Raw genomic sequence first — 20,703 nt, 5'->3', positions numbered from 1 at the left:
GCATGTGATACAACCCCATCAAGCAGGATGCCAGATGGACGTTAAATTGAAACCCTTAAGATTAACAACATGACTGAATCTTTTGCTCAACTCTTTGAAGAATCGCTGAAAGAAATCGAAACTCGTCCGGGTTCCATCGTTCGCGGAGTTGTCGTTGCTATTGATAAAGATGTCGTACTGGTTGACGCCGGTCTGAAATCTGAATCTGCCATTCCGGTAGAGCAATTCAAAAACGCACAAGGCGAACTCGAAATCCAGGTGGGTGACGAAATTGACGTTGCCCTGGACGCGGTAGAAGACGGTTTCGGCGAGACCCTGCTGTCTCGTGAAAAAGCGAAACGCCACGAAGCCTGGCTGATGCTGGAAAAAGCCTACGAAGAAGCTGCGACCGTTACAGGTGTTATCAACGGTAAAGTGAAAGGCGGCTTCACGGTTGAACTGAACGGCATCCGTGCGTTCCTGCCGGGTTCTCTGGTTGACGTTCGCCCGGTTCGCGATACGCTGCACCTGGAAGGCAAAGAGCTTGAGTTTAAAGTGATCAAGCTGGATCAGAAACGCAACAACGTTGTCGTTTCCCGCCGTGCGGTTATCGAATCCGAGAACAGCGCTGAGCGCGATCAACTGCTGGAAAACCTGCAAGAAGGCATGGAAGTTAAAGGTATCGTTAAGAACCTCACTGACTACGGTGCATTCGTTGACCTGGGTGGCGTTGATGGTCTGCTGCATATCACTGATATGGCGTGGAAACGCGTTAAGCATCCGAGCGAAATCGTCAATGTTGGCGATGAGATCACTGTAAAAGTGCTGAAGTTCGACCGCGAACGTACTCGTGTGTCTCTGGGCCTGAAACAGCTGGGCGAGGATCCGTGGGTTGCTATCGCTAAGCGCTACCCGGAAAACACCCGTCTGACCGGTCGTGTAACCAACCTGACTGATTACGGCTGCTTTGTAGAAATCGAAGAAGGCGTTGAAGGTCTGGTACACGTATCCGAAATGGATTGGACCAACAAAAACATCCATCCGTCCAAAGTGGTTAACGTGGGCGATGTGGTTGAAGTTATGGTTCTGGATATCGACGAAGAACGTCGTCGTATCTCCCTGGGCCTGAAACAATGCAAATTCAACCCGTGGCAGCTGTTCGCTGAAACCCACAACAAGGGTGACCGAGTAGAAGGTAAGATCAAGTCTATCACTGACTTCGGTATCTTCATCGGTCTGGATGGCGGTATCGATGGTCTGGTACACCTGTCTGACATCTCTTGGAACGTGGCTGGAGAAGAAGCAGTTCGCGAATACAAGAAAGGTGATGAAATCGCCGCTGTTGTTCTGCAAGTTGACGCAGAGCGCGAGCGTATCTCCCTGGGCGTTAAACAACTGGCGGAAGACCCGTTCAATAACTATCTGTCACTGAACAAAAAAGGTGCGATCGTAACGGGTAAAGTCACTGCTGTTGACGCAAAAGGTGCTACAGTTGAATTAGCCGATGGCGTTGAAGGTTACCTGCGTGCTTCTGAAGCTTCGCGTGACCGTCTAGAAGACGCTACGCTGGTTCTGAACGTTGGTGATGAAGTTGAAGCCAAATACACCGGTGTTGATCGTAAAAACCGTGTTGTAAGCCTGTCTGTACGTGCTAAAGACGAAGCGGATGAGAAAGACGCTATCGCTACCGTAAACAACAAACAGGAAGAAGGTAACTTCTCCAGCGCAATGGCTGAAGCGTTCAAAGCAGCTAAAGGCGAGTAATAGGGTGGGATGAGTCGGCCATGTGGCTGGCTCATTCTGTTACGGTAGTAAGTCAATCGTGGCTATCCAATATTGATATAACCACGCACTTGGAGGAATTATGACCAAGTCTGAACTGATCGAAAGACTTGCTGGACAGCAATCTCATATCCCGGCCAAGGTGGTTGAGGATGCAGTGAAAGAGATGCTAGAGCGGATGGCGGCAACGCTGGCTGATGGTGATCGCATTGAGATCCGAGGGTTCGGGAGTTTTTCACTTCACTACCGTGCACCACGCGTTGGGCGCAATCCGAAAACCGGTGAAAAGGTGGAGCTGGAAGGTAAATACGTTCCTCACTTCAAACCGGGTAAAGAACTGCGCGATCGTGCAAATATTTATGGCTAATACGCCGAGATAATTTGTACGGAACACCGTGGTATTACTTGCAATAGACTGTAATGTCCAGCTTTTCCAAAAGGCACCTGTTAAAGGGTGCCTTTTTTATTGCCGCTAAACTTAACTATCTTGCAATCGTTGCCAATATTGCGTAAGCGTCACATATAGACCGTATTGACGCCTATACAGATTTAAGATCGGTTTTCCACGGCAGAAGATCCCGGATCCGGTTCACCGGCCAGTCCTGGATATGCCCCAGCACATAGCGCAACCACGCTTCCGGTTCCACACCGTTCAGCCGGCAGGTGCCGATCAGCGAGTACAGCACGGCAGCACGCCCACCGCCCGCGTCTGAACCGGCGAACAGCCAGTTTTTCCGGTCCAGGGCAACACCGCGCAGTGCGTTCTCCGCGATGTTGTTGTCGATTTCCGCCCAGCCGTTGCTGCAGTACAGGTTCAGCGCATCCCACTAAACTAGTTGCTGAATAGAGACTTGCATTTTTTGTCAGGCTATTGAGAATAAAAAGAGGTTTAACTTAGAGAATAAAGGTTTGAAATGATCAACAAAGAGCGGTTGTTACGAGATATAGCCAAGGCCCCATTCCCAGTCAAAATGCAACAAAGTGACCCACTGGCCAGACCCGGATAAAATCACCGTTCTGGCCCTACTGGAGATCCCGTTGCATGCAGGGAAAACATCTGACTCACAAAGAGCGGTTCTACATCGAAAAACGGCGTGGTGATGGGGTTAACCAGGCCACCATCGCCCGGGAACTGGAGCTTCCTCGTTCTACCATCAGCAGGGAACTCAGACGCAATACCGACGCCGCTTTCAACGGGGTCTATTCCTGCAGAAGGGCCGAAACGTTGGCCAGAGGGCGGCGGCAGAAAACACGGCCGGACAGCGTGATTAACCAGCTTGAACCGCACATTCAGGACTTTATCAGAACGGCGCTGTCTACCCACACCTCACCTGAGGTCATCAGTGGGCGCCTGGTCCTGGAATTTGGCCTGTCCGTCAGCAAGAACTCGCTCTATCGCTATATCCAGCAGGAGCGCCGGGCCGGCGGTGAGCTGTATCAGCAGCTCCCTCATCGGGGTAAACGGTATAACTATCAGACCGATGAGAACAAACGCGGTCCTATTCCCAACCGTGTTGGCATTGAGCAGCGGCCGGCCGTTGCTGACCTCAAGCAGGAACCCGGGCATTTCGAGATTGACACCATCTTTGGCAAAGATCAGAAATCATTCCTGCTGACGGTGGTCGATAAAGCCGTCAAGCTGGTCATCATTCGCAAACTGCCCAACAAGCGAGCAGAGACAGTGGTAGCGGCCTTCAGGGACATCGTTGCCAATACCTTCTGCGAGTTTAAAACCCTGACTGCTGACAACGGTTCTGAATTTTCCCAGCACGGGGAAATTACAAAAGTCATGGGGGCACCGGTCTACTTTGCCCGGCCATATCATTCCTGGGAACGCGGGTTGAATGAGCATACCAACGGGCTGATACGGCGTTTTTACCCGAAGGGAACGGACTTCAATTATGTCACCCATCGCAAGGTTGCAGCACTCGAACACCTGCTCAATACGCGAGGCCGAAAATCGCTGGGTTATCGTTCTCCAAATGAGGTATTTTTAACGCACTTACAGGCGGCATAATGCCCTACCGTTTTGTTGCGTTTCGACTGGGAATGGGGCAAGCGACTTAATTTTGATTACACCATATGGACTGAGAACAAACTCTCTGTATCGCAACCCATCTCTCTTTTTTTGCTTTTTGCTTGTGCCCATTTATGCTCAATTGGGTTAAGATCTGGCGAATATGTAGGCAAATACTCCACCATATACCCTGCATCGATGATGACTTGTTGAATATTATGTTTTTTGTGAAAAGTGGCATTGTCCATCATGATTACACTGTTTTTAGGGAGTACTGGGATAAGGACTTGTGTGACCCAGGCATAGAAAACATCGCTGTTAATATTGATATCAAATAATCCGATAGCAAACAGCGTTGTGCCTAATAAAGCGCCGATAACATTTGTTCTTCCCCTAGCTCCCCAGTTCTTCAGGCCAAAACACCGTTGACCTTTTGGGGAATAGCCGTGAGTCCGTGGGGCATAGTGTGAAAAACCACTTTCATCAATAAAAACAATAGGTTTACCTTCTTTTTCATACTGTTGTTTTTTTTGTTGAAATCCCTGCCGGGCGTTTTCGTCGGCTTTCGGATGACGTAGAGTTTTTTTTATAGGTCAATCCCAGCTTTTTAAGCGCTTGCCAAATGGCCTTCTGACAAACGCCAAAACGCTCTGCACGTTCTTTTTGGTAAGCATCTGGATATTGTTCAACATCTTTTATCAACTCGGATTTATCGATCTTTCGCTGACGCGTGGTCGATGCTTTTGACTCTATTTGATTAATCCAACGCGATACAGAGGCAGGGCCAATCCGAAATTGCTTCGCTGTTTCTCGGATACTCAACCCTTCGTTTTTCCGTGTAGATATCACTTTACGTCTAAAATCAATTGAATAGCTCATTTAAATAATGTAATCAAAATTAAGTCGTTTAGCTATAACCTTGCGGATCTCCGGCGGAAAGTCAAAAATGACGATGAGACGTTCCCAATTATTTCTCCACGACGGGCTGATCGTCGGGAACTGCTCATCCCATTTGGCCGCGAAGGCATCCAGGGCCTCTTCAGCGCCCTCTAGCGTTGCGGAACTATAGATGGTGCGCAGGTCAGCAGCAACGGCCTTACGCTCTTTCCAGCCGACGTAGCGCAGCGAGTTCCGCACCTGATGCACAATGCAGAGCTGTACCCGCGTATGCGGGTAAACAGCTTCAATGGCATCAGGAAAGCCTTTCAGGCCATCGCAGCAGGCGACGAAGATGTCCTTTAGCCCACGATTTTTCAGTTCTGTCATCACAGATAACCAGAACTTGGCCCCCTCAGTTTTGGCTATCCATAGCCCCAGCAGCTCTTTTTCGCCCTGGCCGTTGACGCCGAGGGCCAGATAAACAGACTTGTTGGCCACGGCTCCGCCGTCCTGGCTTTTGACAACAATACAGTCAAGGTAAACAATGGGATAAAGCGCATCCAGCGGCCGTTGCTGCCAGCGCTTAACTTCATCCATCACAGCATTGGTCACTTGAGAAATGAAGCCAGCGGAAACATCGACCCCGTAGACTTCTTTAAAGTGTGCCTGAATATCACTGGTTGATAACCCTCTGGAATAGAGAGAAATAATGCGGTCATCGAAGCCGTTAAGCTGTTTTTCGTGCTTACCGATCAGTGTCGGCTCGAAGGTACTGTTGCGGTCGCGCGGAATATCGAGCTCGATCTCCCCATTTTGGCTACGTACGCTCTTGGATGTCTTGCCATTGCGGGATTTGCCTGAATGATTACCTGCCGGGTCATGCTTAGCATACCCAAGGTGCATCTCCATCTCAGCTTCAAGAACCCGTTCCGCCAGTCTTTTAGTCAGCACCTTGAGTAGGCCTGATTCACCCAGCAGATCCTGAGGGGAGTGACAATCTTGAAGCAGTTGGTCAATAAGTTCGTTGCTGATAGGCATTTTGTTATCCTTTGAAGGTTTTCCTCAAAATGCCATTTACACAGATTATTTTACAGTCTCGAACAAAAACAAGAAAATAAAATAATCTCGGGCATCCGTATTACATTTGAACACGCCATCGCGGGTATCAAGCGCCTCGGTTGCATGACCCAAATTTTACGGAATCGTAGACCCTTTATTGATGATACCTTCTTACTCCTTAGCGCCGGTCTTTGGAATTTCCATCTCAGAACAGCGTAAAATTTACTTCAATCACCGAAACACCCTTATTTCACTATTAAGCAACACGCTTATTGTTTACCTTGACTGTATTGTGGTCAAAAGCCAGGACGGCGGAGCCGTGACCAACAAGTCTGTTTACTTGGCTCTAGGCATCAACGGCCAGGGCGAAAAAGAGCTGCTGGGGCTATGGATAGCCAAAACCGATGGGGCCAAGTTCTGGTTATCTGTAATGACAGAACTGAAAAATCGTGGGCTACAGGACATCTTCATCGCCTGCTGCGATGGCCTGAAGGGCTTTCCTGATGCCATTGAAGCTGTTTACCCGCATACGCGGGTACAGCTCTGCATCGTGCATCAGATGCGGAACTCGCTGCGCTACGTCGGCTGGAAAGAGCGTAAAGCCGTTGCTGCTGACCTCCGCACTATCTATAGTTCCGCAACGCTAGAGGGCGCTGAAGAGGCCCTGGATGCCTTCGCGGCCAAATGGGATGAGCAGTTCCCGACGATCAGCCCATCGTGGAGAAATAATTGGGAACGTCTCATCGTCATTTTTGATTTTCCGCCGGAGATTCGCAAGGTTATCTACACCACCAACGCGATAGAGTCGTTAAATGCTTCATTGCGCAAGATAACGAAAACGCGACGAATATTTCCAACGGATGACTCGGTGCTAGGCTGTGTCTCTTAATTGCACGATAGATGATAAATCGGGCTTTGTTGAATAAATCAGAATTAGCCGACAGGATGACTCCCTCTGCTACACCTGTTATCCGATCCTGACGCTGTGTGGCATACCCAACAACGTCATACGATTCAGCGCTTTGACCATCGCCATGGCTTCACCCACCTGAGCATCGTAGTCACGCAGGCTCAGGTGGCCACCCAGCAAAGTTTTTATGCGGAACATCGCTGTTTCTGCCACTGAACGCCGGTGATAACACACTTTCTTTTTCCACATATAGCCAAGCGACATTATTTTGATAACAGCCAGCTATGCTTCCTTGCCGCATATCAGGGCATAGGATGTAATCATTTTTAAGTCGGTTGGCTATACAACCTCAATCTCTAAAGGCCGGAGCGGGTATGCCTCCATGATGTCAGCCCATGCCCTGTTGCGCTGAAACAGCGTCTTCATGGGGCGGGGCTGTATGCCGGTATCATCCGTGCGGGTCATCGGAGAGCATCTCCGCTTCGGTTTCGTACAGGTTGTAGTGGCATACTGAATTTGGCCACATAAGTAGAGGTGATATGCTTACCTCATAATTTTTATAGGTGCCAAAATGAGTAAAATAATTACTGCTGAATTTAAATGTGAAACCGCCAAATTAGTCCTTGACCAAAATTATACCTACCAGGAAGCCGCGAAAGCCATGAACGTCAGTCTTTCAGCGATTAGCCGGTGGGTAAGAGCACTTCGTTTAGAACGTCAAGGGAAAACATCGCCTGGTCTGCCATTAACACCTGAACAAATTGAGTTCAGAGAAATGAAGAAAAAAATCCACCGACTGGAAATGGAGAATGCCATCTTAAAAAAGGCTACTGCGCTCTTAATGTCCGACTCACTGAAAAATTCTCGGTAGTTGAAAAGCTAAGAGCGCTTTATCCAGTGAAATCGTTGTGTCGTATTTTTAATGTTCACCGAAGCAGTTATCGCTATTGGGGGTTCTAAGCCGGAAACGCCGAAATTTCCGTTACCCCAGCTTCAGCCCGGCAACCAGCGTATCCAGGTCAATAATCTCATCGCTTCTCTGGAAGGTATAGCCAAGCGACTTAATTTTGATTACACCATATGGACTGAGAACAAACTCTCTGTATCGCAACCCATCTCTCTTTTTTTGCTTTTTGCTTGTGCCCATTTATGCTCAATTGGGTTAAGATCTGGCGAATATGTAGGCAAATACTCCACCATATACCCTGCATCGATGATGACTTGTTGAATATTATGTTTTTTGTGAAAAGTGGCATTGTCCATCATGATTACACTGTTTTTAGGGAGTACTGGGATAAGGACTTGTGTGACCCAGGCATAGAAAACATCGCTGTTAATATTGATATCAAATAATCCGATAGCAAACAGCGTTGTGCCTAATAAAGCGCCGATAACATTTGTTCTTCCCCTAGCTCCCCAGTTCTTCAGGCCAAAACACCGTTGACCTTTTGGGGAATAGCCGTGAGTCCGTGGGGCATCGTGTGAAAAACCACTTTCATCAATAAAAACAATAGGTTTACCTTCTTTTTCATACTGTTGTTTTTTTTGTTGAAATCCCTGCCGGGCGTTTTCGTCGGCTTTCGGATGACGTAGAGTTTTTTTTATAGGTCAATCCCAGCTTTTTAAGCGCTTGCCAAATGGCCTTCTGACAAACGCCAAAACGCTCTGCACGTTCTTTTTGGTAAGCATCTGGATATTGTTCAACATCTTTTATCAACTCGGATTTATCGATCTTTCGCTGACGCGTGGTCGATGCTTTTGACTCTATTTGATTAATCCAACGCGATACAGAGGCAGGGCCAATCCGAAATTGCTTCGCTGTTTCTCGGATACTCAACCCTTCGTTTTTCCGTGTAGATATCACTTTACGTCTAAAATCAATTGAATAGCTCATTTAAATAATGTAATCAAAATTAAGTCGTTTAGCTATATCTAGCCTTGCATAATATCTCGGCTAAATGGACCCTACCAATCAGAGACTGGAAACCGGCTATGAGCCAATTCATGTTGATGTATGGAGATCGGATTTCCGGTTAAGCGATGGAGCCATTTACACGAAATTCTTTACAGACTCCAGTGGAAGAATTTTAACTCCTTCCTAGAGAGCTTTTTTGACTTGTCATAAAAATAGCAGTCCCACATTCTATCCGTCTTGCTTACCATCCGCTTAACCGTCCGCTGTGTCTGCTGAATAAGTGCTTGCACCTCGTCGCTGTCAGGTATCAAAACAATGCAGCCCTCAGCGATACGCACCGTTACGCCAGTGCCAGCGTCAAATCCGGGCTCTCTGAGCCACTTGCCGAACAGGTTTATCGCCGGAATGGATGTATCGCCTTTTTTGCAGGTGGTGTCCCGTGATGCAGCGGCGCTCGGTTTTGGAAATGTGTGGTTCTGGACGATAGCTGAGATACCCACTTTGTTTTCAGTGTCCATAACGATGAACCACTTTCGAGCTTTAAACCGCAAAAGGAATTTCGCAAGCAGGCGCTACGCACAAGCTTAGTAGGGGAGGCATCAAACAAATTTGGATACGTGCATATCTCGAAAATCTGACATAAAAAAGGTATAAGAATTTTTTCAAAGCATTATAGACATTACTGTCCGTCTATAAAAAAAGAATTGGTACGACCAAGTGGACTCGAACCACCGACCCCCACCATGTCAAGGTGGTGCTCTAACCAACTGAGCTATGGTCGTACTGTATGCAGTATCAATCAATTGGTTGATTAGATACATTTTTTGGCAACCCCGCTGTGGGAGTGGGCGCTATTATGGCGTTGACCTCCCGTGATGGCAAGTGCTTTATTACCGCTTTTTTACCGAGTGCTGAATGTTTGTGCTGCGAGCGTCCCCGTAGGTCATTTATTCTGATAGCGTATCGCGTCGATAAACAGGGCAAATGCCGTAGGGTGCTGCTTGCGTGTCGGATAATAAAGGTATTAGCCGGGAAACTGTGAGCACCATTCCTCCAGTACTCGCGTCAGGGTGCCCGCTTTATAGCTAAACGACTTAATTTTGATTACATTATTTAAATGAGCTATTCAATTGATTTTAGACGTAAAGTGATATCTACACGGAAAAACGAAGGGTTGAGTATCCGAGAAACAGCGAAGCAATTTCGGATTGGCCCTGCCTCTGTATCGCGTTGGATTAATCAAATAGAGTCAAAAGCATCGACCACGCGTCAGCGAAAGATCGATAAATCCGAGTTGATAAAAGATGTTGAACAATATCCAGATGCTTACCAAAAAGAACGTGCAGAGCGTTTTGGCGTTTGTCAGAAGGCCATTTGGCAAGCGCTTAAAAAGCTGGGATTGACCTATAAAAAAAACTCTACGTCATCCGAAAGCCGACGAAAACGCCCGGCAGGGATTTCAACAAAAAAAACAACAGTATGAAAAAGAAGGTAAATCTATTGTTTTTATTGATGAAAGTGGTTTTTCACACGATGCCCCACGGACTCACGGCTATTCCCCAAAAGGTCAACGGTGTTTTGGCCTGAAGAACTGGGGAGCTAGGGGAAGAACAAATGTTATCGGCGCTTTATTAGGCACAACGCTGTTTGCTATCGGATTATTTGATATCAATATTAACAGCGATGTTTTCTATGCCTGGGTCACACAAGTCCTTATCCCAGTACTCCCTAAAAACAGTGTAATCATGATGGACAATGCCACTTTTCACAAAAAACATAATATTCAACAAGTCATCATCGATGCAGGGTATATGGTGGAGTATTTGCCTACATATTCGCCAGATCTTAACCCAATTGAGCATAAATGGGCACAAGCAAAAAGCAAAAAAAGAGAGATGGGTTGCGATACAGAGAGTTTGTTCTCAGTCCATATGGTGTAATCAAAATTAAGTCGCTTGGCTATAAGTTCCTGGCAAACCGCATCCTCTGGCACATAGGCTAGGCCGAAACCGTGGCATGCGGCATCAATGCGCTGGCGCAAGCTGTTAAATGTTAACTGTCCATCCACGCGCACCCGCATTTCGCGACCGGCATGTGCAAACTCCCAGGCATACAATCCACCCAACGTAGGCAAACGCATATTAATGCAACGGTGTTGCTGCAACGCCTGAGGCCCCATTCCCACTCGAAACGCAACAAAGTGACCCACTTGCCAGAGTCGGATAAAATCACCGTTCTGGCCATACTGGAGAGCCTGTTGCATGCAGGGAAAACATCTGACTCAGAAAGAACGGTTCTAAATCGAAAAGCGGCGTGGTGAAGGTGTCAACCAAGCTACCATCGCCAGAGAGCGTGCTCTGCCTCGCTCGACCATCAGCAGGGAACTCAGACGCAATACCGACCCTACTTTCAATGGTGTCTACTGCTGTAGAAGGGCGGACACTCTGGCCCGGGAACGCAGTCATAAGCCTCTGCCAAACAATGCTTTTTACCCGTTGGAGCCACACATTCAGAACTTCATCAGTCAGGCGCTTTCCACTCACTCTTCACCTGAAATCATCAGTGGCCGTTTGCACCTGGAATTCGGTATATCTGTCAGCAAGAATACGCTATATCGCTATATCCTGCAGGAGAGACAGGCTGGCGGGGAGCTATAGCCAACCGACTTAAAAATGATTACATCCTATGCCCTGATATGCGGCAAAGAAGCATAGCTGGCTGTTATCAAAATAATGTCGCTTGGCTATATATCAGCAACTTCCTCATCGGGGAAAACGTTACAGGTACAATGCCGAAAACCTCAAATCATGCCCTATTCCCAACCGTGTTGGTATTGAGTATCGCCCAGCTCAAGCCGAGCTTAAACAGGAGCCTGGCCACTTCGAAATTGACACTATTTTTGGCAAAGACCAGAAGTCATTCTTGTTAACCATCGTAGATAACGCATTGAAAACCGTCATCATTCGCAAACTGCCTAATAAGCGTGCGGAGACTGTGGTTGCTGCTTTCAGGGACATTGAAGCTAATACCTTTTGCAAGTTTAAGACCCTAACAGCTGATAACGGCCCTGAATTCGCTCTGCACGAGCAAATTACTCAAATCACAGGGGCGCAGGTCTACTTTGCCCATCCTTATCATTCCTGGGAGAGGGGCTTGAATGAGCACACCAACGGGCTGATACGACGTTTTTACCCAAAAAGCGTGTTGCTTAATAGTGAAATAAGGGTGTTTCGGTGATTGAAGTAAATTTTACGCTGTTCTGAGATGGAAATTCCAAAGACCGGCGCTAAGGAGTAAGAAGGTATCATCAATAAAGGGTCTACGATTCCGTAAAATTTGGGTCATGCAACCGAGGCGCTTGATACCCGCGATGGCGTGTTCAACTGTAATACGGATGCCCGAGATTATTTTATTTTCTTGTTTTTGTTCAGGCGATAAAGGTCTTTTTCGAGTTCCTTTTTTTGGGATTTGTGTATTAGGATGCTGTTTATCTATACCTTGAAAACCGGTATCTGCCCAGATGGTTACCTCAGGAGGAATATGGCGAATTATATCGACTTTATCGAGTAAGCGTTTATCGTGACGGCGCCCATTTTTGCTCATGGGGATAAATCCAATTTGCCTTGTTTCGTCAGTCATAATAAGCCCTTTTCGAGTGGTCTGTCTTTTCTTTCCCGAATACATTTTTTTTCGCCGACGCAGATTCTTAGGCTTTTGGACAGGTCGCTCTGTCCCATCAATAAAGACGTCTTTAACTCCAGGAAAGGCGCGAAAAAATTCCTCAGCAGAGCGAATTTGACGAGCGGGCAAAACACATTCTCGCCCCAAGGTCATCTCTAAAACCGGCAATAATATTTTTACCCAGCGACATACCCGTGTTCTATCTAAACCAGGCTTTGTTGAATAATTTAACCGTTTGATTTACATCTTCTTTAGTTAGAATGCATTTACAGAGAATGTATTTTGTTAGAACGACAAATCAAATAGTTAGCACAATAAAAAGCATTCCGAGAGGAAAAATCAGTCGTTGAAATTTTATAATGCTTATATAAATCAGTATCTTAAATTATTCAACAAAGCCTCTAAACCAAAAAGAAGTCCTTGCAAATCATAGGTCGGATAACATTTTAAATACAATAAAATAAAAAGCAGTTTATCTAATGGGGTTGGGATAAATCCTTTCTGCCCTGCACCCATCTGCCGCTCGGCTTTGTTGAATAAATCGAACTTTCAGGGGATCGCCGGATCAAAGCACTATCATCGCTCCCGATAGCAGCTCCCCATGGCAAAGCAAAAGTTTAAAATCACCAACTGGCCCACCTACAACAAAGCACTCAGACAACGCGGCTCCCTGACGGTCTGGCTTGATGAGTCGGCCATCGCTGCATGGACTGACAGTTCTTCGCCTGAAGGTCGTGGTCGGCCGCTTTACTACACCGATATGGCTGTTACCACGGTTTTGATGATAAAGCGCGTGTTTAACCTGTCGCTCCGGGCATTACAGGGCTTTGTCGACTCGGTTTTTACACTGATGAGCCTGCCACTGCGCTGCCCGGACTACTCTCTGGTCAGTCGGCGGGCAAAAACCGTCAGTATCAGCATAAAAACGCCAACGCGTGGTGAAATATCGCATCTGGTCATCGACAGTACCGGTCTGAAGGTCTTTGGCGAAGGTGAATGGAAAGTCAGGCAGCATGGGGCTGACAGACGAAGAGTGTGGCGCAAGCTTCATCTGGCAGCAGACAGTGCGACGCATGAGATTATCTGTGCCGACTTATCGCTCAGCGGAACGACAGATGCGCAGGCACTGCCGTGCCTGATTAACCAAACCCACCGAAAAATCAGGGAAGTGTCAGCAGACGGTGCTTATGACGGCCGTTACTGCCACGATGCGTTGCTAAGAAAGAAAATCAGGCCCCTTATCCCGCCGCGAAGCGGAGCCAAATACTGGCCGGACAAGTACCATGAACGTAACCATGCGGTGGCGAATCAGCGTCTGAGCGGGAGTAATGATATGTGGAAAAAGAAAGTGGGTTATCACCGGCGTTCAGTGGCAGAAACAGCGATGTTCCGCATAAAAACTTTGCTGGGTGGCCATCTGAGCCTGCGTGACTATGAGGCTCAAGTAGGTGAAGCCATAGCGATGGTCAAAGCGCTGAACCGTATGACGTTGTTTGGTATGCCACACAGCGTCAGGATAGGATAACAGGTGTAGCAGAGGGAGTCATCCTGTCGGCTAATTCTGATTTATTGAGAGTGTAAAAAGATCTGTGTAAATGGCATTTTGAGGAAAACCTTCAGAGGACAAAAAATGCCTATCAGCAACGAACTTATTGACCAACTGCTTCAGGATTGCCACTCCCCTCAGGAGCTTCTGGGTGAATCAGGCCTACTCAAGGAACTGACTAAAAGACTGGCGGAACGGGTTCTTCAAGCTGAGATGGAGATACACCTTGGGTATGCTAAGCATGACCCGGCTGGTAATAATTCACGCAACTCCCGCAATGGCAAGACATCCAAGAGCGTACGTAGTCAAAATGGGGCGCTCGAGCTCGATATTCCGCGCGACCGCAACAGTACCTTCGAGCCTACACTGATCGGTAAGCACGAAAAGCAGCTTAACGGCTTCGATGACCGCATTATTTCTCTCTATTCCAGAGGGCTATCAACCCGTGATATTCAGGCTCACTTTAAAGAAGTCTACGGGGTCGATGTTTCCGCTGGCTTCATTTCTCAAGTGACCAATGCCGTGATGGATGACGTTAAGCGCTGGCAGCAACGGCCGCTGGATGCGTTTTATCCCATTGTTTACCTTGACTGTATTGTGGTCAAAAGCCAGGACGGCTGAGCCGTGACCAACAAGTCTGTTTACTTGGCTCTAGGCATCAACGGCCAGGGCGAAAAAGAGCTGCTGGGGCTATGGATAGCCAAAACCGAGGGGGCCAAGTTCTGGTTATAGCCAAGCGACATTATTTTGATAACAGCCAGCTATGCTTCTTTGCCGCATATCAGGGCATAGGATGTAATCATTTTTAAGTCGGTTGGCTATACCTCAGAGGTGAAACCTACGGCCATCACCGGCGACATGCACAGCATCAACAAAGCCAACTTTGCGATCCTGCACTGGTTTGGCCTGCGCTTTGAACCTCATTTCACGGATCTGAACCGGCAGTTGCAGGAACTGTACTGTATCAGAGCTCCATCGGCCTATAAAAAATGCTTGTTCCAGCCTGCCGGACAGATTGACCGGGACCTTATCATCCGCGAAAAAAACAGTCTCTATCGTATTGTCGCCACGCTGGGGCTGAAAGAAATGACGCAGGGGACGCTGGTCCGCAAACTGTGCACGTACACCACGGCCAATCCGACCCGGCAGGCCCTCTTTGAATATGACCGGTTGGTACGCAGCATCTACACGCTGAAGTATAGCTAAACGACTTAATTTTGATTACATTATTTAAATGAGCTATTCAATTGATTTTAGACGTAAAGTGATATCTACACGGAAAAACGAAGGGTTGAGTATCCGAGAAACAGCGAAGCAATTTCGGATTGGCCCTGCCTCTGTATCGCGTTGGATTAATCAAATAGAGTCAAAAGCATCGACCACGCGTCAGCGAAAGATCGATAAATCCGAGTTGATAAAAGATGTTGAACAATATCCAGATGCTTACCAAAAAGAACGTGCAGAGCGTTTTGGCGTTTGTCAGAAGGCCATTTGGCAAGCGCTTAAAAAGCTGGGATTGACCTATAAAAAAAACTCTACGTCATCCGAAAGCCGACGAAAACGCCCGGCAGGGATTTCAACAAAAAAAACAACAGTATGAAAAAGAAGGTAAACCTATTGTTTTTATTGATGAAAGTGGTTTTTCACACGATGCCCCACGGACTCACGGCTATTCCCCAAAAGGTCAACGGTGTTTTGGCCTGAAGAACTGGGGAGCTAGGGGAAGAACAAATGTTATCGGCGCTTTATTAGGCACAACGCTGTTTGCTATCGGATTATTTGATATCAATATTAACAGCGATGTTTTCTATGCCTGGGTCACACAAGTCCTTATCCCAGTACTCCCTAAAAACAGTGTAATCATGATGGACAATGCCACTTTTCACAAAAAACATAATATTCAACAAGTCATCATCGATGCAGGGTATATGGTGGAGTATTTGCCTACATATTCGCCAGATCTTAACCCAATTGAGCATAAATGGGCACAAGCAAAAAGCAAAAAAAGAGAGATGGGTTGCGATACAGAGAGTTTGTTCTCAGTCCATATGGTGTAATCAAAATTAAGTCGCTTGGCTATACCTTCCAGAGAAGCGATGAGATTATTGACCTGGATACGCTGGTTGCCGGGCTGAAGCTGGGGTAACGGAAATTTCGGCGTTTCCGGCTTAGAACCCCCAATAGCGATAACTGCTTCGGTGAACATTAAAAATACGACACAACGATTTCACTGGATAAAGCGCTCTTAGCTTTTCAACTACCGAGAATTTTTCAGTGAGTCGGACATTAAGAGCGCAGTAGCCTTTTTTAAGATGGCATTCTCCATTTCCAGTCGGTGGATTTTTTTCTTCATTTCTCTGAACTCAATTTGTTCAGGTGTTAATGGCAGACCAGGCGATGTTTTCCCTTGACGTTCTAAACGAAGGGCTCTTACCCACCGGCTAATCGCTGAAAGACTGACGTTCATGGCTTTCGCGGCTTCCTGGTAGGTATAGCCAACCGACTTAAAAATGATTACAGCCGATGCCCTGATATGTGGCAAAGAAGCATAGCTGGCTGTTATCAAAATAATGTCGCTTAGCTATATCTGTAATGACAGAACTGAAAAATCGTGGGCTACAGGACATCTTCATCGCCTGCTGCGATGGCCTGAAGGGCTTTCCTGATGCCATTGAAGCTGTTTACCCGCATAGGGTACAGCTCTGCATCGTGCATCAGGTGCGGAACTCGCTGCGCTACGTCGGCTGGAAAGAGCGTAAAGCCGTTGCTGCTGACCTCCGCACTATCTATAGTTCCGCAACGCTAGAGGGCGCTGAAGAGGCCCTGGATGCCTTCGCGGCCAAATGGGATGAACAGTTCCCGACGATCAGCCCATCGTGGAGAAATAATTGGGAACGTCTCATCGTCATTTTTGATTTTCCGCCGGAGATTCGCAAGGTTATCTACACCACCAACGCGATAGAGTCGTTAAATGCTTCATTGCGCAAGATAACGAAAACGCGACGAATATTTCCAACGGATGACTCGGTGCTAAAATTATTCTATCTAGCCTTGCATAATATCTCGGCTAAATGGACCCTACCAATCAGAGACTGGAAACCGGCTATGAGCCAATTCATGTTGATGTATGGAGATCGGATTTCCGGTTAAGCGATGGAGCCATTTACACGAAATTCTTTACAGACTCGATTTATTCAACAAAGCCCTGCCGCTCGTGATCTTTTCGATTCTTTTTCCGATAAATCAAATAACAAGCTGAAAATTCAGCGGCTAAATTTTTCAATTCTTCGACTGATAATCCAATGATTGCTTTACATAAACGATTATCTCGTAACAACCGCTCTTTGTTGATTATTTCAAACCTTTATTCTCTAAGTTAAACCTCTTTTTATTCTCAATAGCCTGACAAAAAATGCAAGTCTCTATTCAGCAACTAGTTTTATGAAGGTTTTCCTCAAAATGCCATTTACACAGATCTTTTTACACTCTCGCTTATCGCCGTTGCAACGTTGTAGAAAGATGTTTTGGCCGTTTAAAGGAATATAGACGGATTGCCACACGTTATGAAAAAACGGCAAGAAACTATCTAGCAATGGTGAAACTGGGCTGCATCCGCTTGTTTTACGCCCGGTTACGTAATTAAGGGACACAGCCTAATAACCCCCGTATTGCTCAACTTTACTTGTTGATAATGATTATCAATTGAGTTAGCGTGGGAACCCTGCAACCTACCATGCAGGCCGGAGGCCCGGGGGAGTGTGATTGGGTAGATGGGACGGATTTTAAATTAAAAATCGTTTTATTGATGATTGATATTTATAAATTACGTGAAGGTGTGCGCGAAATAACGATCCGTTTCACAAGATGTGAGTATCCGCATGGGATCAATCAGGCGTGTTTAATTTCATCATTTAAGGTGACACGATGTTGGATGCTATTGTAACCCAGACCAGTAACCCGCCAGAAACACCGGTAGATTTCTCTTATTACTCCACACACCGGTGTGTGATCGCTTCGGGCATTTTTGAACGGATTTCACAACCTGCACAAACCGACGGTGATAATGGCAAATCCCTGTGGCAAAAGGTACAAGCGACCATGGCGCGAGCACGGGCGCAAGGTGTGTCCGCGCCACTTGTGGTTGGCGCTATTCCTTTTGATACCTGCCGTCCATCCTGCTTGTTCATTCCGCTGCACTACCATTTCACCTCCAGACAGGCTGATACCTCGCTTGCATTGAGCAACCGTGCGAGCCCCATCGCTACGATCACCCAGGTGAACAGCATGCCTGACGTCCGGCATTTTCAATCTGCCGTAGGGGCTGCACTACGTTGCGTGTGTCAGGGGGAAATCCGCAAAGTGGTATTGTCGCGTCTGCTTGATGTGGAGGTCGCACAGCCAATAGATTGCTCGGCAGTCATGAACAATTTGCGGGTGCAAAATCCCCATGCTTATCACTTTTCTCTGCCTCTACCGGAGGGAGGGATTTTAGTCGGTGCCAGTCCAGAATTGTTGATTCGCAAAAATGCGCGGCGTATCTGGAGTAACCCCTTGGCAGGCTCAATTTGTCGTCATCAAGACCCGCAGCACGATAAACTGCAGTGTCAGCAATTACTGGATTCACATAAAGATCAGCAGGAACACCGCATGGTAGTGGACGATATTGCCCGGCATTTACGCCCTGTGTGCCGTCAACTTATCACACCCTCTGCCCCTTCATTATTGGCAACCAACACCATGTGGCACCTTTCCTCGCCTATTGAAGGTGAACTGTACCAAACGGATAATAGTGTTATACAACTGGCTTGTTTGCTGCATCCCACGCCAGCGATGTGCGGTACGCCGACGGCAGCGGCACGACAGTTGATTGCTGAATTGGAACCCTACGATCGTGGGTTATTCAGCGGTATTGTGGGATGGAGCGATGAACACGGCGACGGTGAATGGGCTATTATCATCCGCAGTGCCATCATCCGGCAGCAGCAGGTGCGCTTTTTCGCCGGTGCTGGGATCGTAGAAGGCTCTGACGCGCAAAAAGAGTGGGAAGAGATCGCGGGGAAAATGGGGACTATGCTGCGTGCGCTGGGATTATAGCCAAGCGACTTAATTTTGATTACACCATATGGACTGAGAACAAACTCTCTGTATCGCAACCCATCTCTCTTTTTTTGCTTTTTGCTTGTGCCCATTTATGCTCAATTGGGTTAAGATCTGGCGAATATGTAGGCAAATACTCCACCATATACCCTGCATCGATGATGACTTGTTGAATATTATGTTTTTTGTGAAAAGTGGCATTGTCCATCATGATTACACTGTTTTTAGGGAGTACTGGGATAAGGACTTGTGTGACCCAGGCATAGAAAACATCGCTGTTAATATTGATATCAAATAATCCGATAGCAAACAGCGTTGTGCCTAATAAAGCGCCGATAACATTTGTTCTTCCCCTAGCTCCCCAGTTCTTCAGGCCAAAACACCGTTGACCTTTTGGGGAATAGCCGTGAGTCCGTGGGGCATCGTGTGAAAAACCACTTTCATCAATAAAAACAATAGGTTTACCTTCTTTTTCATACTGTTGTTTTTTTTGTTGAAATCCCTGCCGGGCGTTTTCGTCGGCTTTCGGATGACGTAGAGTTTTTTTTATAGGTCAATCCCAGCTTTTTAAGCGCTTGCCAAATGGCCTTCTGACAAACGCCAAAACGCTCTGCACGTTCTTTTTGGTAAGCATCTGGATATTGTTCAACATCTTTTATCAACTCGGATTTATCGATCTTTCGCTGACGCGTGGTCGATGCTTTTGACTCTATTTGATTAATCCAACGCGATACAGAGGCAGGGCCAATCCGAAATTGCTTCGCTGTTTCTCGGATACTCAACCCTTCGTTTTTCCGTGTAGATATCACTTTACGTCTAAAATCAATTGAATAGCTCATTTAAATAATGTAATCAAAATTAAGTCGTTTAGCTATACAGTTGCCGGGCTGATCTGTTTTTGCTCAGCCTCTCGGTGCCTCAGGACAGGGAACAGAACAAGAGGAGTGTCATTTTTGTATCAGCATTATCCAACGCGGAAGGAGATTTTCACTTCTTCCACCTGCGGGGACTACCAGCTGTTTATCGCCTGGCCCGATGAGCCAGCGCCTGAGCAAGGATGGCCTGTGATTTATCTGCTTGATGGAGAAGTACATTTCCCGGTGGCGGAAACCCTGATGCGTACACTGGCACGTCCGCGGTGTTGTATGACGCCGGGTGTCGTGGTGGCGATCGGTTATTTGGAAGGGACGCTGCGTGAACGGGATTATCGTCCGGCAGTGGCGCAGCGGGTTCCTGAACCAAATCCTCGCGGCGGATACTACCCGAGTGGGCTGGCAGGACAGTCAGAGGCATTTCTGGCGTTCATTCAACATGAACTGAAGCCCTATATCCGACAAGCGTTCTCTGTCGATCCCAGGAGGGAAGCCTTATTTGGCCACTCCTACGGTGGGCTGTTTACGCTTAATACCTTGTTTACCTGCCGCCATGCCTTTCAACACTACTATGCCTCCAGCCCTTCGGTGTGGTGGAACGAGGGATATATCAATGAGATTGCTACAGACTTTTTGCGGGCTGAGGTGACAGAGGGGCTCTCTGCTGTACCCGTGCTGTTTTTATCCGTGGGAGAGTGGGAACAATCGCTGGAGCGTTGGGAGTTGGCGTTGCCCGAGGTACAAAGGGAAGCGTTGCGGCAGCATCGACGCCAGCGCCGGATGGTTGATGGCGTTCGTGAGCTGTCGTGGCGATTACAGGCTGCGGGCCGCGATAAGCTCGACGTTTCGCTTTTTATTCATGCCTGGCAGTCTCATCAATCTGTGCCGCTGCTTTCCTTACAGCAGGCGTTTGGCTTTGTTGAATAAATCGAACTTTCAGGGGATCGCCGGATCAAAGCACTATCA

The 20,703-nt window shown here is 47.3% G+C and carries 24 protein-coding genes, 1 tRNA gene and 12 pseudogenes; 19 read left to right on the top strand and 18 right to left on the bottom strand.

The annotated features are described in order from the left end of the window. The first annotated feature begins 69 nt into the window (after positions 1-69). Both rpsA and ihfB read left to right on the top strand, forming a co-directional pair. The gene (gene rpsA, locus ACQGXV_RS33305; RefSeq protein ID WP_440864404.1) at positions 70-1,743 is read left to right on the top strand and encodes a 30S ribosomal protein S1; all 1,674 of its coding nucleotides are present in this window, start codon (positions 70-72) and stop codon (positions 1,741-1,743) included. Positions 1,744-1,843: 100 nt separating this feature from the next. Then, the gene (gene ihfB / locus ACQGXV_RS33300; protein WP_440864403.1) at positions 1,844-2,128 is read left to right on the top strand and encodes an integration host factor subunit beta; all 285 of its coding nucleotides are present in this window, start codon (positions 1,844-1,846) and stop codon (positions 2,126-2,128) included. Positions 2,129-2,300: 172 nt separating this feature from the next. Here the strand turns inward: ihfB and ACQGXV_RS33295 are convergent. After that, positions 2,301-2,588: pseudogene (locus ACQGXV_RS33295) on the bottom strand (transposase domain-containing protein); the annotation flags it as partial. 215 nt (positions 2,589-2,803) lie between these two features. Between ACQGXV_RS33295 and ACQGXV_RS33290 the strand changes: the two are divergent. Further along, on the top strand, positions 2,804-3,778 hold the full coding sequence (locus tag ACQGXV_RS33290; RefSeq protein WP_440864402.1) for an IS30 family transposase: 975 nt from the start codon (positions 2,804-2,806) through the stop codon (positions 3,776-3,778). A 56-nt stretch (positions 3,779-3,834) separates the two neighbouring features. Here the strand turns inward: ACQGXV_RS33290 and ACQGXV_RS33285 are convergent, their stop codons facing one another. The 3 genes and pseudogenes from ACQGXV_RS33285 to ACQGXV_RS33275 all read right to left on the bottom strand — a co-directional run. Continuing rightward, a complete protein-coding gene (locus ACQGXV_RS33285; protein WP_440867440.1) occupies positions 3,835-4,368 on the bottom strand; it encodes an IS630 family transposase in 534 nt (177 codons plus the stop codon). Next, positions 4,292-4,657, bottom strand: a complete 366-nt coding sequence (locus tag ACQGXV_RS33280; RefSeq protein WP_440862584.1) for an IS630 transposase-related protein — start codon at positions 4,655-4,657, stop codon at positions 4,292-4,294. Before ACQGXV_RS33280 ends, ACQGXV_RS33285 begins: the two co-directional genes overlap by 77 nt. A gap of 33 nt (positions 4,658-4,690) precedes the next feature. Continuing rightward, a pseudogene (locus ACQGXV_RS33275) lies at positions 4,691-5,695 on the bottom strand (IS256 family transposase); the annotation flags it as partial. Between the two features lie 217 nt (positions 5,696-5,912). Between ACQGXV_RS33275 and ACQGXV_RS33270 the strand changes: the two are divergent. After that, a pseudogene (locus ACQGXV_RS33270) lies at positions 5,913-6,590 on the top strand (IS256 family transposase); the annotation flags it as partial. A 93-nt stretch (positions 6,591-6,683) separates the two neighbouring features. On the opposite strand, the pseudogene ACQGXV_RS33265 reads toward ACQGXV_RS33270, so the two are convergent. Next, positions 6,684-6,875 (bottom strand): annotated as a pseudogene (locus ACQGXV_RS33265) (IS5/IS1182 family transposase); the annotation flags it as partial. A gap of 322 nt (positions 6,876-7,197) precedes the next feature. Here ACQGXV_RS33265 and ACQGXV_RS33260 point away from each other — a divergent pair. Continuing rightward, positions 7,198-7,577: pseudogene (locus ACQGXV_RS33260) on the top strand (transposase); the annotation flags it as partial. Between the two features lie 31 nt (positions 7,578-7,608). On the opposite strand, the gene ACQGXV_RS33255 reads toward ACQGXV_RS33260, so the two are convergent. The 6 genes and pseudogenes from ACQGXV_RS33255 to ACQGXV_RS33230 form a co-directional block, all read right to left on the bottom strand. After that, positions 7,609-7,737: a hypothetical protein gene (locus tag ACQGXV_RS33255; protein WP_440864396.1), complete on the bottom strand. Its 129-nt coding sequence runs from the start codon at positions 7,735-7,737 to the stop codon at positions 7,609-7,611. Next, positions 7,698-8,231, bottom strand: coding sequence for an IS630 family transposase (locus ACQGXV_RS33250; protein ID WP_440862665.1), 534 nt, complete (start codon positions 8,229-8,231; stop codon positions 7,698-7,700). The genes ACQGXV_RS33255 and ACQGXV_RS33250 overlap by 40 nt, the downstream gene beginning before the upstream one ends. After that, complete coding sequence (locus tag ACQGXV_RS33245) at positions 8,155-8,520, bottom strand: IS630 transposase-related protein (RefSeq protein ID WP_440862584.1); 366 nt, start codon at positions 8,518-8,520, stop codon at positions 8,155-8,157. Before ACQGXV_RS33245 ends, ACQGXV_RS33250 begins: the two co-directional genes overlap by 77 nt. A 170-nt stretch (positions 8,521-8,690) precedes the next feature. After that, positions 8,691-9,059 carry a SymE family type I addiction module toxin gene (locus tag ACQGXV_RS33240; protein WP_440864401.1) on the bottom strand — a complete coding sequence of 123 codons (369 nt, stop codon included), beginning with the start codon at positions 9,057-9,059 and terminating at the stop codon, positions 8,691-8,693. A gap of 187 nt (positions 9,060-9,246) precedes the next feature. Further along, a tRNA-Val gene (locus ACQGXV_RS33235) sits at positions 9,247-9,323 on the bottom strand. Positions 9,324-9,484: 161 nt separating this feature from the next. Beyond that, positions 9,485-9,622, bottom strand: a pseudogene (locus ACQGXV_RS33230) (LysR family transcriptional regulator); the annotation flags it as partial. A gap of 36 nt (positions 9,623-9,658) precedes the next feature. Here ACQGXV_RS33230 and ACQGXV_RS33225 point away from each other — a divergent pair. Together ACQGXV_RS33225 and ACQGXV_RS33220 are read left to right on the top strand one after the other, a co-directional pair. Further along, positions 9,659-10,024: an IS630 transposase-related protein gene (locus tag ACQGXV_RS33225; RefSeq protein ID WP_440862584.1), complete on the top strand. Its 366-nt coding sequence runs from the start codon at positions 9,659-9,661 to the stop codon at positions 10,022-10,024. Beyond that, positions 9,948-10,481 (top strand): IS630 family transposase, encoded by a 534-nt coding sequence (locus tag ACQGXV_RS33220; protein ID WP_440867426.1) that lies wholly within the window; start codon positions 9,948-9,950, stop codon positions 10,479-10,481. Before ACQGXV_RS33225 ends, ACQGXV_RS33220 begins: the two co-directional genes overlap by 77 nt. Before the next feature lie 8 nt (positions 10,482-10,489). Here ACQGXV_RS33220 and ACQGXV_RS33215 read toward each other — a convergent pair. Continuing rightward, positions 10,490-10,744 (bottom strand): annotated as a pseudogene (locus ACQGXV_RS33215) (LysR substrate-binding domain-containing protein); the annotation flags it as partial. A 292-nt stretch (positions 10,745-11,036) separates the two neighbouring features. Between ACQGXV_RS33215 and ACQGXV_RS33210 the strand changes: the two are divergent. Together ACQGXV_RS33210 and ACQGXV_RS33205 are read left to right on the top strand one after the other, a co-directional pair. Next, positions 11,037-11,198 (top strand): hypothetical protein, encoded by a 162-nt coding sequence (locus ACQGXV_RS33210; RefSeq protein ID WP_440864400.1) that lies wholly within the window; start codon positions 11,037-11,039, stop codon positions 11,196-11,198. Between the two features lie 82 nt (positions 11,199-11,280). Continuing rightward, on the top strand, positions 11,281-11,778 hold the full coding sequence (locus ACQGXV_RS33205) for an IS30 family transposase (protein WP_440864399.1): 498 nt from the start codon (positions 11,281-11,283) through the stop codon (positions 11,776-11,778). 12 nt (positions 11,779-11,790) lie between these two features. On the opposite strand, the gene ACQGXV_RS33200 is transcribed toward ACQGXV_RS33205, so the two are convergent. Together ACQGXV_RS33200 and ACQGXV_RS33195 are read right to left on the bottom strand one after the other, a co-directional pair. After that, positions 11,791-12,390, bottom strand: coding sequence for a transposase family protein (locus tag ACQGXV_RS33200; protein WP_440863763.1), 600 nt, complete (start codon positions 12,388-12,390; stop codon positions 11,791-11,793). A 204-nt stretch (positions 12,391-12,594) separates the two neighbouring features. Then, positions 12,595-12,738, bottom strand: a complete 144-nt coding sequence (locus ACQGXV_RS33195; protein WP_440864398.1) for a hypothetical protein — start codon at positions 12,736-12,738, stop codon at positions 12,595-12,597. An 85-nt stretch (positions 12,739-12,823) separates the two neighbouring features. Between ACQGXV_RS33195 and ACQGXV_RS33190 the strand changes: the two genes are divergently transcribed. The 6 genes and pseudogenes from ACQGXV_RS33190 to ACQGXV_RS33165 all read left to right on the top strand — a co-directional run bounded on the left by ACQGXV_RS33190 (position 12,824) and on the right by ACQGXV_RS33165 (position 15,914). Further along, complete coding sequence (locus ACQGXV_RS33190) at positions 12,824-13,747, top strand: IS5 family transposase (RefSeq protein ID WP_440864397.1); 924 nt, start codon at positions 12,824-12,826, stop codon at positions 13,745-13,747. Between the two features lie 105 nt (positions 13,748-13,852). Further along, positions 13,853-14,497, top strand: a pseudogene (locus tag ACQGXV_RS33185) (IS256 family transposase); the annotation flags it as partial. A 93-nt stretch (positions 14,498-14,590) separates the two neighbouring features. After that, a pseudogene (locus tag ACQGXV_RS33180) lies at positions 14,591-14,968 on the top strand (Tn3 family transposase); the annotation flags it as partial. 34 nt (positions 14,969-15,002) lie between these two features. Further along, complete coding sequence (locus tag ACQGXV_RS33175) at positions 15,003-15,368, top strand: IS630 transposase-related protein (RefSeq protein ID WP_440862584.1); 366 nt, start codon at positions 15,003-15,005, stop codon at positions 15,366-15,368. After that, positions 15,292-15,825 carry an IS630 family transposase gene (locus tag ACQGXV_RS33170; RefSeq protein WP_440862665.1) on the top strand — a complete coding sequence of 178 codons (534 nt, stop codon included), beginning with the start codon at positions 15,292-15,294 and terminating at the stop codon, positions 15,823-15,825. Before ACQGXV_RS33175 ends, ACQGXV_RS33170 begins: the two co-directional genes overlap by 77 nt. After that, positions 15,786-15,914: a hypothetical protein gene (locus tag ACQGXV_RS33165; protein ID WP_440864396.1), complete on the top strand. Its 129-nt coding sequence runs from the start codon at positions 15,786-15,788 to the stop codon at positions 15,912-15,914. Before ACQGXV_RS33170 ends, ACQGXV_RS33165 begins: the two co-directional genes overlap by 40 nt. A 31-nt stretch (positions 15,915-15,945) precedes the next feature. Here the strand turns inward: ACQGXV_RS33165 and ACQGXV_RS33160 are convergent. Next, positions 15,946-16,310 (bottom strand): annotated as a pseudogene (locus tag ACQGXV_RS33160) (helix-turn-helix domain-containing protein); the annotation flags it as partial. A gap of 41 nt (positions 16,311-16,351) precedes the next feature. Between ACQGXV_RS33160 and ACQGXV_RS33155 the strand changes: the two are divergent. Next, positions 16,352-16,918: pseudogene (locus tag ACQGXV_RS33155) on the top strand (IS256 family transposase); the annotation flags it as partial. A gap of 40 nt (positions 16,919-16,958) precedes the next feature. Here ACQGXV_RS33155 and ACQGXV_RS33150 read toward each other — a convergent pair. Next, positions 16,959-17,105, bottom strand: a complete 147-nt coding sequence (locus ACQGXV_RS33150) for a hypothetical protein (RefSeq protein ID WP_440864395.1) — start codon at positions 17,103-17,105, stop codon at positions 16,959-16,961. 153 nt (positions 17,106-17,258) lie between these two features. On the opposite strand from ACQGXV_RS33150, the pseudogene ACQGXV_RS33145 reads away from it, so the two are divergent. Both ACQGXV_RS33145 and ACQGXV_RS33140 read left to right on the top strand, forming a co-directional pair. Then, a pseudogene (locus tag ACQGXV_RS33145) lies at positions 17,259-17,411 on the top strand (transposase); the annotation flags it as partial. Positions 17,412-17,692: 281 nt separating this feature from the next. Continuing rightward, the gene (locus tag ACQGXV_RS33140) at positions 17,693-18,862 is read left to right on the top strand and encodes an isochorismate synthase (RefSeq protein ID WP_440864394.1); all 1,170 of its coding nucleotides are present in this window, start codon (positions 17,693-17,695) and stop codon (positions 18,860-18,862) included. Positions 18,863-18,881: 19 nt separating this feature from the next. Here the strand turns inward: ACQGXV_RS33140 and ACQGXV_RS33135 are convergent, their stop codons facing one another. Further along, complete coding sequence (locus ACQGXV_RS33135; RefSeq protein ID WP_440862665.1) at positions 18,882-19,415, bottom strand: IS630 family transposase; 534 nt, start codon at positions 19,413-19,415, stop codon at positions 18,882-18,884. Then, positions 19,339-19,704 (bottom strand): IS630 transposase-related protein, encoded by a 366-nt coding sequence (locus tag ACQGXV_RS33130; protein ID WP_440862584.1) that lies wholly within the window; start codon positions 19,702-19,704, stop codon positions 19,339-19,341. The genes ACQGXV_RS33135 and ACQGXV_RS33130 overlap by 77 nt, the downstream gene beginning before the upstream one ends. 114 nt (positions 19,705-19,818) lie before the next feature. On the opposite strand from ACQGXV_RS33130, the gene ACQGXV_RS33125 reads away from it, so the two are divergent. After that, on the top strand, positions 19,819-20,664 hold the full coding sequence (locus ACQGXV_RS33125) for an alpha/beta hydrolase (protein WP_440864393.1): 846 nt from the start codon (positions 19,819-19,821) through the stop codon (positions 20,662-20,664). The last annotated feature ends 39 nt before the right edge of the window (positions 20,665-20,703 follow it).

It is taken from the genome of Symbiopectobacterium purcellii (genome assembly GCF_052050035.1).
GTDB classification, from domain to species: domain Bacteria; phylum Pseudomonadota; class Gammaproteobacteria; order Enterobacterales; family Enterobacteriaceae; genus Symbiopectobacterium; species Symbiopectobacterium purcellii_A.
Note: the sequence above shows the minus strand (reverse complement) of the source record. Positions and strands in the feature narration are given on the sequence as shown.

Excerpts from the sequence above, each read along its gene's own strand:
- ACQGXV_RS33130 (WP_440862584.1), bottom strand. The coding sequence starts at position 19,704 with ATGAGCTATTCAATTGATTTTAGACGTAAAGTGATATCTACACGGAAA.
- ACQGXV_RS33140 (WP_440864394.1), top strand. The coding sequence starts at position 17,693 with ATGTTGGATGCTATTGTAACCCAGACCAGTAACCCGCCAGAAACACCG.
- ACQGXV_RS33280 (WP_440862584.1), bottom strand. The coding sequence starts at position 4,657 with ATGAGCTATTCAATTGATTTTAGACGTAAAGTGATATCTACACGGAAA.
- ACQGXV_RS33245 (WP_440862584.1), bottom strand. The coding sequence starts at position 8,520 with ATGAGCTATTCAATTGATTTTAGACGTAAAGTGATATCTACACGGAAA.
- rpsA (WP_440864404.1), top strand. The coding sequence starts at position 70 with ATGACTGAATCTTTTGCTCAACTCTTTGAAGAATCGCTGAAAGAAATC.
- ihfB (WP_440864403.1), top strand. The coding sequence starts at position 1,844 with ATGACCAAGTCTGAACTGATCGAAAGACTTGCTGGACAGCAATCTCAT.
- ACQGXV_RS33240 (WP_440864401.1), bottom strand. The coding sequence starts at position 9,059 with ATGGACACTGAAAACAAAGTGGGTATCTCAGCTATCGTCCAGAACCAC.
- ACQGXV_RS33225 (WP_440862584.1), top strand. The coding sequence starts at position 9,659 with ATGAGCTATTCAATTGATTTTAGACGTAAAGTGATATCTACACGGAAA.
- ACQGXV_RS33195 (WP_440864398.1), bottom strand. The coding sequence starts at position 12,738 with ATGGGTGCAGGGCAGAAAGGATTTATCCCAACCCCATTAGATAAACTG.
- ACQGXV_RS33190 (WP_440864397.1), top strand. The coding sequence starts at position 12,824 with ATGGCAAAGCAAAAGTTTAAAATCACCAACTGGCCCACCTACAACAAA.
- ACQGXV_RS33290 (WP_440864402.1), top strand. The coding sequence starts at position 2,804 with ATGCAGGGAAAACATCTGACTCACAAAGAGCGGTTCTACATCGAAAAA.
- ACQGXV_RS33175 (WP_440862584.1), top strand. The coding sequence starts at position 15,003 with ATGAGCTATTCAATTGATTTTAGACGTAAAGTGATATCTACACGGAAA.